The organism is Bradyrhizobium sp. 25ACV, from assembly GCF_054863005.1.
Map to the genome: position 1 here is coordinate 1 of NZ_JAVAYO010000033.1, position 12465 is coordinate 12465.

Here is a 12465-nt window from a genome sequence, read left to right on the forward strand (position 1 = left end):
GCGTGCTTGTCGTCCTCGATGACGCCGAGATAGCCGGGCACGGTCGAGACCTTGGCCTTGGCGGCCGCCTTCTTCGACTCGATCTTGTCGCCCATCGCCGCGATCGCGCCCGGGTTCGGGCCGATGAAGACGATGCCTGCGGCCTCCAGCGCGCGCGGAAACGCCTCGCGCTCGGACAGGAAGCCGTAACCGGGATGCACGGCCTCGGCGCCCGTCTTGCGGCAAGCCTCGACGATCTTCTCGATCAGCAGATAGCTCTCGGCCGCCGCCGGCGGGCCGATCAGCACGGCCTCGTCGGCCATCTCGACATGGAGGGCGTCGCGGTCGGCCTCGGAATAGACGGCAACCGTCTGAATTCCCATCTTGCGGGCGGTCTTGATGACCCGGCAGGCGATTTCGCCGCGATTGGCGATCAGGATGCGTTTGAACACTGCTATCTCACAACGGCAAATTGTCATGCTTCTTCGCCGGCATCTCGACCTTCTTGTCCTTCAACATCGCCAGCGCCCTTGCGATGCGCTTGCGCGTCGAGTGGGGCATGATGACGTCGTCGATGTAGCCGCGTTCGGCTGCAATGAACGGTGACAGGAAGCGGTCTTCGTATTCCTTGGTGCGCGCGGCGATCTTGTCGAGGTCGCCGATGTCGCTGCGGAAGATGATCTCGACCGCGCCCTTGGCGCCCATCACCGCGATCTGGGCGGTCGGCCAGGCGTAGTTCATGTCTGCGCCGATTTCCTTCGACGCCATGACGTCGAAGGCGCCGCCATAGGCCTTGCGGGTGATGATCGTCACCAGCGGCACGGTGCACTGCGAATAGGCGAACAAGAGTTTCGCGCCGTGCTTGATCAGGCCGCCATATTCCTGGCTCGTGCCGGGCAGGAAACCCGGTACGTCGACGAAGGTGACGATCGGGATGTTGAAGGCGTCGCAGAAGCGGACGAAGCGCGCGGCCTTGCGCGAGGCGTCAGAGTCGAGCACGCCGGCCAGCACCATCGGCTGGTTGGCGACGAAGCCGACGGTGCGGCCGGCGATGCGGCCAAAGCCGGTGACGATGTTCTTGGCAAAACTCTCCGCGATCTCGAAGAAGTCGCCCTCGTCCACGACCTTCAGGATCAATTCCTTCATGTCGTAGGGCTTGTTCGGATTGTCGGGGATCAGCGTGTCGAGCGACATGTCGAGGCGGCCGATGTCATCGAAGCTCGGCCATTCCGGCACGCCGTCGGTGTTGTTGGACGGCAGGAAGTCGATCAGGCGACGCATCTGGAGCAGCGTCTCGACGTCGTTCTCGAAGGCGCCGTCGGCAATCGAGGAGCGCGTGGCGTGCACGGAGGCGCCACCGAGCTCTTCGGCGGTGACGACCTCGTTGGTCACGGTCTTCACCACATCGGGGCCGGTGACGAACATGTAGCTGGTGTTCTTCACCATGAAGATGAAGTCGGTCATCGCCGGCGAATAGACGTCGCCGCCGGCGCAGGGACCCATGATGACGGAGATCTGCGGGATCACGCCGGAGGCGAGGACGTTGCGGCGGAACACGTAGGAATAGCCGGCGAGCGCGGCGACGCCTTCCTGGATGCGAGCGCCGCCCGCGTCATAAAGGCCGATGATGGGCGCCCGCGCCTTCATCGCCATGTCCTGCAGCTTGGTGATCTTCAGCGCGTGGGTCTCGGACAGCGAGCCGCCGAACACCGTAAAGTCCTTGGCGAAGACAAACGTCTTGCGGCCGTTGACGGTGCCCCAGCCGGTGACGACGCCGTCGCCGGGCACCTTGGTCTTCTCCATGCCGAACTCGGTGGAGCGATGCTCGACGAACATGTCGAACTCCTCGAACGATCCCTTGTCGAGCAGGAGCTCGATGCGGTCGCGCGCGGTCAGCTTGCCGCGCGCGTGCTGCGCCTCGATGCGCTTCTCGCCACCGCCGAGCTTTGCGCCGGCACGACGCGCCTCAAGCTTTTCGATTACGGCAGTCATCCGTGCGCCTCCAGCGTAGGAGCGAGCGAGTTCGGTCCGCCCCTCCTGGAGGACTTGACCCAAATCTCAGTTCCAGTAACGTGACGTCAGTGTCATAAATTTATCTAGTTGTCAAATCATCACAACTAGCTGATATAACTTGGTAATTATTCCATGAGGTCGACTTGTGATCAGTTTATAAAATGGCGGTCTAAGCCATTCCGAAGCTACTGGTCCGTCCAGGCGATCAATCAAACGAAACAGGAGGAAAAATGAATACGCGTAGTTTGCTTGTTTTTGCCGTAGCCGCCGGCGTCACGATTGGCTCGCACCAAGCGTTTGCACAAAAGCCATACGGTCCCGGGGCGAGCGACACTGAAATCAAGATCGGAAACATTCTTCCCTATAGCGGGCCAGCCTCCGCCTACGCCATCGTGGGCAAGATCGCTGCTGGGTATGTGAAGATGATCAATGAAAAGGGCGGCATCAACGGACGGAAGATTAATTGGATTTCGTACGACGACGCCTATAGCCCGCCGAAAACGGTCGAGCAGGCCCGCAAGCTGGTCGAGAGCGACGAAGTTCTATTCCTCTACCAGACGCTGGGCGTTCCGCCGAATTTGGCCATCATGAAGTACATGAACCAGAAGAAGGTCCCACAGCTGATGCTCGCGACCGGAGGAACGAAATTCGGCGAGGATCCCAAGTCGTTTCCATGGACGATGCCCTTCAATGCGTCCTACCAATCCGAAGGTCGCGTCTATGCCAAATGGATCTTGAAGGAGCACCCTAACGCCAAGATCGCCGTCCTGGTTGTAAACGACGAGTACGGCAAGGATATCTACAAGGGCGTTAAAGACGGGCTCGGCGACAAGACCTCGATGATTGTTGCTGAGGCGACATACGACTTCAACGACCCCACGATCGACTCGCAGATCGTCAAGCTGAAGGCATCGGGAGCAGACCTGGTACTCAATCTCAGCCAGCCCAAATTCGCCGCGATGGCGATCCGAAAGATGGGCGAGTTAGATTGGAAGCCTGTCCATATCCTGAACAACGTTTCGAGCTCAGTGGGAGCGGTGATTAAGCCAGCCGGCTTCAACTACGCGCAAGGCATCATCAGCGCTGGCTACTACAAGGACCCGACGGACCCCGCTTGGAAGGACGACTCCGGGGTTAAGGAATGCGAGCAGTTCCTGCAAAAATACGCGCCTGACGCAGATCGCAATAGCAATCTGGTAACCTACTCGTATGCAGCTCTTCAAACGCTGCAGTACATTCTCGAGCAGGCGGGCGACAACCTGACTCGGGAAAACATCATGAAGGTCTCAGAAAACCTGAATGGCTTCGCGCCGTCGACCTTGCTGCCCGGTATCACACTCAAGACGTCGCCTACCGATCATTTCCCGATCGAGCAGATGCAGTTGATGACGTTTGAAGGAAACAACTGGGTCACCTTTGGTCCGATCATCGAGGGCAAGTTATCGAACTGAACGTATCCGAGCCGCACGGACTAGGAACTCCGTGCGGCTCACGACTGCGCCGTTCTTCGATAGGTATTTCGCTCAATTCGGTCGTTAGGAGAGAAGGTGGACTCGTCCAACCAAAATCTGCCGTTTCGGAATCGCCTTGCCTTACCGCTAATTGCAGCACCGATGTTCCTCGTCTCAGGCATCGAGCTTGTGGTGGCGGCAAGCCGAAGCGGCGTGATCGGTTCGTTTCCGACGGCGAATTGTCGCAGCGCCGATGAGCTGGATCAACGGCTAGCCGCGATCAGCGATCGTCTACACCCCACAGCTTCAAGACCGGCAGACAACATGCGCCGATCTGTCCAAATTTGATCGTGCTAATACTCGCCTCGCAGACGATCTGCGCGTCGTCCTCAAGCATAATCCTGAGATTGCCATCACATCGGTCGGGTCCCCTATCCCGGTGCTTCGTCTGCTCCAGGATGCAGGCGCGTTAGTTGTTGCCGACGTAGCGTCTATTCGGCACGCTGAGTGGGCCGCAGAGGCCGGTGTCAACGGCCTAATACTATTGACCGCGGGAGCCGGCGGCCAGACCGGCTGGCTAACTCCATTCGCATTCGTTCGCGCGGTGCGCGCGTTGTTCGACGGGATGATCGTCCTCGCCGGAGACATTAGCGATGGCGTCGCTCTCAGAGCGGCGCAGACATTGGGCTGCGATCTTGCCTACATGGGGACCAAGTTCATCGCGCCGCACGAGAGCATGGCTGACCGACGATTCAAACAAATGCTCGTCGAGAGTACCGCCGACGATATTCTCCTGACGACAGCATTCACCGGATTGCAGACGATCATGTTGCGGCCATCGATCACGTCGGCGGGTCTCGATCCCAACAACCTGCCGCTCCACGGTTCGATCGAAATTGGCAAGGATATCGACATCACCGCTCGCGAAGCTCGACCAAAGCGATGGCGCGATATCTGGAGCGCTGGGCATTCGACTTCAGGAATCACCAATGTCGTGTCCGTCAACGAATTGGTCACGCAGACGAGCTCGGAGTTTCATGGCATCAGCCGTTGAAAATGGCCGACATTATCAATGTCATTGCGGCCAGCCCCATTGATTGGCCGAAAGATCAAATGATCGATAGGAGATGGAAACTTGTCGCTCCACTCATTCCCGAGTGTCTGCGAGCAGACCCTGCGTGCCCTTTCGCGGTTCCCGTCAAATACCGCCTCGTCGGCCCGCACCTTCCCCTTCGCGGGCTTGTTTGTAATCACGAAAGGACGAACAATAGTTCACTCGAGATGAGAACGGGCGATAAGCTCATATTCCCCCTGCTTGCACGCGATCATGTCATAGGCCATTGATCTGGCGATCCAAGTCGCGATATGGCCCAGCGGACCACGCCGGTCTCCAGGGAGTCTCACGCCTGCGCCGGAGATACTCACGAGGCGGCGTACGTCCGCATTCTCCATAACCGTAATGATGTTCGATACGGCGACGGTGATAACCGGAATGTCGTCCTTTGATCGCACGCCGACAGTGTTTACGACCGCATCAGAGCCTCGAACTGCGGCCGTCATGGCGACTTTGTCCGAGAGTTCGCCGCGGATGAAATCAGCTCCATTCGCGTTCGGTGACGTGCGGCCATATATGCGCAGTTCGTGGCCGGCTGCGATAGCCTCTTCGAGAAACACGCGGCCGATCGACCCGGTACCGCCCAACAACGTGATTTTCATGGATGCGCCAGAGCCTCATTTTGGATATGGACGGACTTGACATATATTAAGGTGAAGGCCGCCGCCGGCGGAGCATCTGTCACCTCTCCATAGCTGGTAGTATCAACTGCTGCTGAATAGTTAAGATATCAGACGACCGTACAAGGATCAGACGATCGTTGATCGATTTAGCGATCGAGACGTCGCGCTTTCCTGCCGTCGGAGCACGCAACCCGTTGGCGAAAGACGTCTCCGTCTTCGTAATCGACCAGCGCCAAACTGACGGAGCGGCGATGATGCAAGTCACAGGCTTGTCTACTTTGGACGCGTGCGCGACGAAGCGGGGCGATGCCCGCATGCCTCACTGGGCTCGACGGCGACCTCACCTACCTCGGAGCTTGCGGCGAGCCGCACAGCGAACTAAGCTTGGAACTCGTCAGCCACCGCATCGCAGGCGCTGCTTTCATTCAGGCGCATGGACTCTGTGAACGCGTGATCATATGCTATACAATTGCGCCGGCGCCAAAATTGCCCGGGATCCCTGTGGTGATCCCAGGAGGGTCAATCAGGAGGCCGTTGTCTGGAGCTTGACTGTGGATCGGCCTTTTCAGTTCAACTTATAAGAGGCCTGAAAGAATGTACCCCAGCGCTCCGTGCTGAACTTCGCAAGCTCAGTCCCAGTGGTTCCCGGGCCATCACAGCCTGTGCATGTCATTTCACTGTCTTTTTTGGTCCACATGGCCCAATAGCGCGCGCCGATGCCGACGCTGAAGTTCTTGGTAATGAAGTAGGACAACACGCCTTCGAGTTGGACACCCCCGCCTCCGTTCCCGCGTTGATCAATGAAGGTGGTCGTCGGGCGCACAAGATGATTGTCACGTCCTTTGAAATCGGTCCAAGGCAGGTAAGCGACGTCGCTACTCAAACGCCAACGCTCGGTGAGCATGGTTTCGGCGCTTAGGCCGGCACGAGGTGCATTCCACTGGGAATTCTGGCTTCCAGCGACTGTGTCGTCACCATCTGGATCTGGCCGCAAGCATCCAACCATCGGGTTGGCAATCTGTACACATCCGATGTAGTCGGAGCTCTGTTCGTAGTAGGTCCAGCCGATAAAGCCCCCGACCTTGTAGTTGGCGCCGCGCAGGAAATCGTAACCTACGTCGGCGGTGTAATAGGTGAACCTCCCGTTTGTCTGGCCTGATCTCGTGTTGATATAGGAGAGGCTGCGATCAATTCCCCAATCTTCATCGTTGGTGATTCCTTTGTCGAAGCGACCGATGCCAACGTTGCTCTTCAGAAACGCTCCCCACGGGCTGTCAACCCGGCCAAATAATTCCCCGGAAAGTCCGTTGAGACCGTGGTGGGTGATCCTCGATACAAGAATGTTAGGATCTCCAGCAGGGATTTCATTGGGCACAGCGCTGTCATTCCATTGGAATCGTCCGCGGCTGAGCCAGAGCCGCGAGCCGCCTTCGAACGACCAACCGGCTGTGTCAGCCGTCGGCGGCACGCTGCCCGTTGCTTTCGTGAACAACGGCGCATCGGACCGTTGCGCATCCCAAGGGTCGGCGTCAAAATGGTAATTCAGACCGATCGTTCCGATGTGATAGGTGCTAGACAGGCTCGTTGTATTCGCCGGAAGGATTGCGAACGGCGGAAACTGCACCGTCGGAGGCGTTGCGATACTCGGCCCACCGAAATGCAGATAGTCGTATTCGACCTTGAGAGACCATGCAGACGTAAGTGCTTGCTCGACGCCCAGCCCGATGATGCCGCCGACCCGACCATAGTCGAAACTGGTGTTCTCCTGAGTCCCGCGGCCATTGAACTCGTTGTTGTTGACGACATCGCCGCGATTGTTTTGCCAAGCCAAGCCTCCCTTGAGATAGGCCAGCGTGTGGCCATGTGGGCCAAAGGTGTAACCGACCCGGCCGGTCCCGGTCGCAAAGACGTTGGGACCTGCCGCGCAATTTGCGCTCACAACAAAGCCGGAGGAGGCGAGGCAGGTATTTGTGCCGTCGGAGACAGCACCGCTGACATCGAGTTCGACGCCAAAGACCCAGCTGTTCTTCTGCCAGTTATAGCCTATCTGGCCACCTGCGAGGAACACTGGGGTGTCAACCACGCCGCCATAGATTGGGGGACCGTAGAGATTGCTGAATGAGGTTCGGCCATACCCACCGCCGACGTTCCCGCCGATATAGCCTCCGGACCAACTCCACACCGCCGCTGGCAATTTCACGTCTGGCCAAAGGTCTACCGCATTGGCTGCACCGCTTGCGACGAGCGCAATTGTTGCGACTCCCGAAAGAAGAACTCCAGATCGCATTCCAAACACTTCCTGCATTTTGCGCCGTCCACAACCGAGCGCCTTAACTTGTCGCCACAGCAAACCGTCGGGGCCAGACCACACGCTTGCGACGCGCGCCCTAGTCCGCCTGGAAAATCAACGCTTGCGATTGGCAATGATGGCGTCAGCAAAGCAAACCGCGAGCCAATTGAATTCGGCGGTTCTGCAGGCACTTCGTAGTGGTGTGTAGCGTCAAGTTGCTGACATTTGTCTCAAGACTCACAATCTACGTTGCTATCGCCGACGGCATCATCGTGAGGCGCATCTGAAGCAGGCCAATAGAGCATCCGCCGCAACTCTGCCGATGTCTCGCCTGATAAGGAACGGGGCTGGCTGGCGAGACCACCGTCTTCACTGCAGGGGGTCACGTGTGAATCGGCGCCGAAGCATGCCTCTTCTATATCGCATGGGTCAGTGACTCATGGCGCCGATCGGGATCGGGATCCCGCACCGATACACAGACATGGCTTAAGTCAGGGTTGCTCAAGCCTTCGCGTGAGGGGTCGCGAAGAGTCGTCCGGCCTCGCGAGCAACCGGATGGGATCCGGTGCGCACGTCGCATCACGACGAAAAACCCGCATTGCCGCCAGCATGCCTCCGGAACGACGCTGCCGGGCGCCAGATTTCCGACATCGCCGTTTTCAATTCGACGTGGCTCTGATCTCACAGCGTTTCGCGGCTGATTTCGCTCGAGGCGCGCACAGATGACGTGCTTCAAGGCGACGTAATGACGACACTTCTATTAGGATCTTCGCACAGGAAGGATGCGGAGCGCCGCGAGCAGCAGCGAACCGTCGTCGGCGAACAGGTCCCAGATCATGATCCCGGCGAGTCCATGGGCGCGCGCGTACATCGTCTTGCTTGCGATGGATAGCGGATCGTCGTAGCTGATCCATATCCGCCGTTCGGCGTCATAGAGCCACGGCACTTGGGCCTCATCACACCAATACCGGCGAAAGCCCTGCTCTTCCGGTCGCCGGACAACGAGATCGCGATAATCGATGCCGTCGCTCCCTCCCCACTCCTCGCTCGCCACCGTCCCCTTTTGCAAGAGCCCCCCGTTCTCCTGCGGAACGCCTGCAACAGCTCGGCCATAGAAGGCTACCCCGAGCGTGACCTTGGCCCGCGGCACCCCGGCCCGGATCAAGGCATTCACACTGGCATCGACATTGAGATCGGGACTTGGATCGCCGGCGCAGGCAAACAGCGGAGCATTGAAGCCGGCAAAGGTCGAGCCCGCATGATAGTCGTAGGCCATTAGATGAATCCGGTCGACCAGCGGGGCGAGAGCGGCCGCCTCCAGATTGATAATCTTGTTGGGGACGGCCGATACGGCGATGGTGAGCTCCAGCTCCCTGCGCTCCAATGCGGAAAACTCGGTGAGTCTTCGGCGAAGCTCCGCAATCAGGAGCGTGAGATTCGTGCGGTCCTCGAGGCGCGCGAGATTCCCTGGGCGTCCTCCTGAGACGGGAAACTCCCAATCGACATCCACACCATCGAACAGACCCGGATACGGCCGAAAGAACGCCTCGATAACGGATTGTGCGAACCGCGCGCGCGACCTCGGCGTGGCAGCGGCGGCCGAGAAATATTTCGACCCGCTCCAGCCGCCCAACGCAATCAGGATCCGGAGCTCCGGACTGCTCCGCTTCAATTCGGTGAGTTGGGCGAAATTGCCGCCGAACGCGGTCGACGGCGCGGTTCCGTCGCAGGCTCCTGCGTCGAGGCAACGATCCGAAAGTCCAGCCAGTCCTTCTGCCGAAACGGTGCCGAACGCGTACATCAAGTGCGTCAGTTCGCGAGCCGGGATCGTCTTGATGTTTGGACCGCCCGTCCGGGCTTTCCAAGGGGCGACATAGCCTGCGACCACTGGCCTCCGGGACGGCGTGCCCCGTCCCGGCTGCATCAGTGCGTATCCGCACACGAGCGTAGAAAACCCGGCTGCAGCGAAGTTTCGACGATTAATTGCCACGGATTACGGCCTTATGCTCTCTGTCTGATTTTACGCTGCGCCAACCGATAACGCGATCGCCTCAGCGAGCCTTCGATCTGCGCGGCACTGGCTCCCTTCGTTTCACCTGATCGCTACGACTTCATGGCGGCATCTTCATCGAGAGCTGTATTTGCTGCGCGACGGGTTCAGCTCTCGAATGGCGAGAATACGACGAATTGAATGCGGTGGAGGAAGGCTCGTCTAAGACGAAGTATGGAAGTTCAAAGAGCTGTTCTGTGGCGGGCTTCCGACATTTTGTGGCTAGCATCCGCCGCGTTGTCCCATCCGAATTTGTCGAAAGGCGCACAAGTGGATTGGTGTATTGGAACGTATGGGCAGCAGCTACGGCCGCTCTCGTCCGCTGAATTGCGCTTCGCTTCATCGTCTCTGCGCCAGGATGGGAGGCTGTCAAGGGCAAACTGTGGCACGCATCCTACCCCGCACGGGCTCCGTGTGAACCTGCGTTCAGGCGCGAGCAGAACCCCTCCTTTTTGGTAGGATTTATGTTGCAACCGGCGCGTGATACGGATCATTCTTGCACTTGCGACTTGACCCACCTACAGAAAGCCAGGGAGCTCGAAAATGAACGACACCGCGTCTTCAACGCGAAGCGATCTGCAGGGACTTAGGTTGATCCGCGCTTTTGTCCGGATACGCGATCAACGCACCCGGTCCGAGTTCGTCGAACAAGTCGAAAAGCTCGCCGCGGAGCAGCCTGCGGGATCGGGTTCGAGCTTGCCCGGTTCATCTGGTTTCGCCGAGCATCCGGCGGATCCCCTCTGTTGATCTCTCGCCTTCTTCGTGTCGCCCAACGCCACGTTCCAGCATCATTCGCGTCTGCCCTTGTTGCAGGAAGTCCATGACTTGGCCGCAAATCGTGATAGCAGGGAGCCACGATCTGGCGATGCCTCAAATGCGAGTCCGCAGGCTAATTCCGCCCTGATGCCACCGCTGGGGTGTGGCGACGTCGGGACGATCGGCGTGCTCAGATATTCGGGTACGTCGCCGCATTTCCGGATCACCTTGGCGTCGCCGAAGACGCCGCGCGATGGGTCCTTCGGTCCCCGAGAGGGCGACCGCGCCCATGATGCCGGGCTTGCGGGACAACGCCTTGGCGCGCCTCACAGCGGCGTTGGCGGAAATGCATTCCGTCTTGTCGGCTGCAACTCCATCGTCGAGAACAGGCCGGCTCTCGTCGGGAGCGAACCGGACCGACACCTTCTTGCCATCGATGGTGTCGTCCTCGGAGAACGAGGTGAACGGCACCAGGCAGCGGCTCTGCGGATCGAGCCAGCGCTTCCAGTACGCGCTCTCACTACCGGACGTTGGTCGTGCCGCCATCGAGCTCATCCTCAGCAGCTGCTGGAAGTCGACTGGCCTGCCCTTTGCTTCCAGCTTCTTGGTGGCGTCCACAGAACCCGCCACGAGCTCGGCACGCCCCAGCGTGCCATCACGAGTTCGCGTCCGCGCGGGATAGTGAGGAAAATCCTAGACACCAAGGGCAGATCGCCGGTTCGGTCATTCGCCGGTATGACCACGAACAGCCGGCGAATACCCTGAGCGCCTTTTTTCTGCGAGGAGCCCTTGCTTCCCGAAAAGACCAGCCCTACCTGTGCTCCGCCCGCATTGGCACTCGCGGGCATCGACTGCTAACTACCTAAAATCACCAACCCAAGCAATTGCTTAGGAGGACTGCATGAAATTCCGTCCGCTTCACGACCGCGTCGTGGTCAAGCGCATCGACGCAGAAGAGAAGACCGCAGGCGGCATCATTATTCCCGACACGGCCAAGGAAAAGCCGTCCCAGGGCGAAGTGATCGCCGTTGGCCCGGGCGGCCGCGACGAGAGCGGCAAGCTGATCCCGATCGACGTCGAGGTCGGCGATCTCGTGCTGTTCGGCAAGTGGTCGGGCACCGAGGTCAAGATCGACGGCCAGGAGCTGTTGATCATGAAGGAGAGCGACATCATGGGCGTTCTCACCGATGCGTCGGCCAAGAAGAAGGCCGCCTAATCCAACCGCTCGCACCGCTCACCCTGAGGAGCGCCTGCCGGGCGCCTCAAGAGTGAGATGAGACCAATCAACTCAGGGAAACCAATATGTCAGCCAAAGAAGTCAAATTCGGCGTCGACGCCCGCGACCGCATGCTGCGCGGCGTCGACATCCTCAACAACGCGGTGAAGGTGACGCTCGGTCCGAAGGGCCGCAACGTCGTGCTCGACAAGTCGTTCGGCGCGCCCCGCATCACCAAGGACGGCGTCACCGTCGCCAAGGACATCGAGCTCGACGATAAGTTCGAGAACATGGGCGCCCAGATGGTGCGCGAAGTCGCCTCCAAGTCCGCAGACGCGGCCGGCGACGGCACCACCACCGCGACCGTGCTCGCGGCTGCGATCGTGCGCGAAGGCGCCAAGGCGGTCGCCGCCGGCATGAACCCGATGGACCTGAAGCGCGGTATCGATCTCGCCGTAGACGCGGTCGTGGCGGACTTGCAGAAAAACTCCAAGAAAGTCACCTCGAACGACGAGATCGCCCAGGTCGGCACCATCTCGGCCAACGGCGATGCCGAAATCGGCAAGTTCCTCTCCGATGCCATGAAGAAGGTCGGCAACGAGGGTGTCATCACCGTCGAGGAAGCCAAGTCGCTCGAGACCGAGCTCGACGTCGTCGAGGGCATGCAGTTCGACCGCGGCTACATCTCGCCCTACTTCGTCACCAACGCCGACAAGATGCGCGTTGAGATGGACGACGCCTACATCCTCATCAACGAGAAGAAGCTCTCCTCGCTGAACGAGCTGCTCCCGCTGCTCGAGGCCGTGGTGCAGACCGGCAAGCCGCTGGTCATCGTCGCCGAGGACGTCGAAGGCGAAGCCCTGGCGACTCTCGTCGTCAACCGCCTCCGTGGCGGTCTGAAGGTCGCGGCCGTCAAGGCTCCGGGCTTCGGCGATCGCCGCAAGGCCATGCTGCAGGACATCGCGATCCTGAC

At 59.6% G+C, this 12465-nt stretch carries 10 protein-coding genes and 1 pseudogene; 5 read left to right on the forward strand and 6 right to left on the reverse strand.

Going from position 1 to position 12465, the window contains the following annotated elements:
- A partial coding sequence (locus RAD04_RS38375; protein WP_461627926.1) for a biotin carboxylase N-terminal domain-containing protein occupies window positions 1–431 on the reverse strand: 431 nt, incomplete at its 3' end.
- A 7-nt stretch (window positions 432–438) separates the two neighbouring features.
- Window positions 439–1971, reverse strand: coding sequence for an acyl-CoA carboxylase subunit beta (locus RAD04_RS38380; protein WP_461627927.1), 1533 nt, complete (start codon window positions 1969–1971; stop codon window positions 439–441).
- Between the two features lie 251 nt (window positions 1972–2222).
- On the opposite strand from RAD04_RS38380, the gene RAD04_RS38385 reads away from it, so the two are divergent.
- Entirely contained in the window at window positions 2223–3443 is a 1221-nt protein-coding gene (locus RAD04_RS38385; RefSeq protein WP_461627928.1) for an ABC transporter substrate-binding protein, read from the forward strand.
- Between the two features lie 162 nt (window positions 3444–3605).
- Window positions 3606–4497: pseudogene (locus RAD04_RS38390) on the forward strand (NAD(P)H-dependent flavin oxidoreductase).
- Window positions 4498–4715: 218 nt separating this feature from the next.
- Here the strand turns inward: RAD04_RS38390 and RAD04_RS38395 are convergent.
- The 3 genes from RAD04_RS38395 to RAD04_RS38405 form a co-directional block, all read right to left on the reverse strand.
- Window positions 4716–5159, reverse strand: a complete 444-nt coding sequence (locus tag RAD04_RS38395; RefSeq protein ID WP_270162970.1) for an NAD(P)-dependent oxidoreductase — start codon at window positions 5157–5159, stop codon at window positions 4716–4718.
- Window positions 5160–5745: 586 nt separating this feature from the next.
- A complete protein-coding gene (locus RAD04_RS38400) occupies window positions 5746–7485 on the reverse strand; it encodes an outer membrane protein (RefSeq protein WP_461627929.1) in 1740 nt (579 codons plus the stop codon).
- A 745-nt stretch (window positions 7486–8230) separates the two neighbouring features.
- Window positions 8231–9358, reverse strand: coding sequence for a glycoside hydrolase family 18 protein (locus tag RAD04_RS38405; protein ID WP_461627930.1), 1128 nt, complete (start codon window positions 9356–9358; stop codon window positions 8231–8233).
- A 705-nt stretch (window positions 9359–10063) separates the two neighbouring features.
- On the opposite strand from RAD04_RS38405, the gene RAD04_RS38410 reads away from it, so the two are divergent.
- Window positions 10064–10267, forward strand: coding sequence for a hypothetical protein (locus RAD04_RS38410; protein ID WP_270162975.1), 204 nt, complete (start codon window positions 10064–10066; stop codon window positions 10265–10267).
- 123 nt (window positions 10268–10390) lie between these two features.
- On the opposite strand, the gene RAD04_RS38415 is transcribed toward RAD04_RS38410, so the two are convergent.
- Window positions 10391–10894: a hypothetical protein gene (locus RAD04_RS38415; protein ID WP_461627931.1), complete on the reverse strand. Its 504-nt coding sequence runs from the start codon at window positions 10892–10894 to the stop codon at window positions 10391–10393.
- 283 nt (window positions 10895–11177) lie between these two features.
- Here RAD04_RS38415 and groES point away from each other — a divergent pair, with 283 nt between their 5' ends.
- Both groES and groEL read left to right on the forward strand, forming a co-directional pair.
- A complete protein-coding gene (groES, locus tag RAD04_RS38420) occupies window positions 11178–11492 on the forward strand; it encodes a co-chaperone GroES (protein WP_270162976.1) in 315 nt (104 codons plus the stop codon).
- A gap of 86 nt (window positions 11493–11578) precedes the next feature.
- Window positions 11579–12465, forward strand: an 887-nt coding sequence (groEL, locus tag RAD04_RS38425) for a chaperonin GroEL (protein WP_461627932.1), incomplete at its 3' end; no start/stop codon positions are given.

What these genes read in the sequence shown, in the direction of transcription:
- RAD04_RS38400 (WP_461627929.1), bottom strand. Translation starts at nt 7,485, where the DNA reads ATGCAGGAAGTGTTTGGAATGCGATCTGGAGTTCTTCTTTCGGGAGTC.
- RAD04_RS38410 (WP_270162975.1), top strand. Translation starts at nt 10,064, where the DNA reads ATGAACGACACCGCGTCTTCAACGCGAAGCGATCTGCAGGGACTTAGG.
- RAD04_RS38395 (WP_270162970.1), bottom strand. Translation starts at nt 5,159, where the DNA reads ATGAAAATCACGTTGTTGGGCGGTACCGGGTCGATCGGCCGCGTGTTT.
- groES (WP_270162976.1), top strand. Translation starts at nt 11,178, where the DNA reads ATGAAATTCCGTCCGCTTCACGACCGCGTCGTGGTCAAGCGCATCGAC.
- RAD04_RS38385 (WP_461627928.1), top strand. Translation starts at nt 2,223, where the DNA reads ATGAATACGCGTAGTTTGCTTGTTTTTGCCGTAGCCGCCGGCGTCACG.
- RAD04_RS38380 (WP_461627927.1), bottom strand. Translation starts at nt 1,971, where the DNA reads ATGACTGCCGTAATCGAAAAGCTTGAGGCGCGTCGTGCCGGCGCAAAG.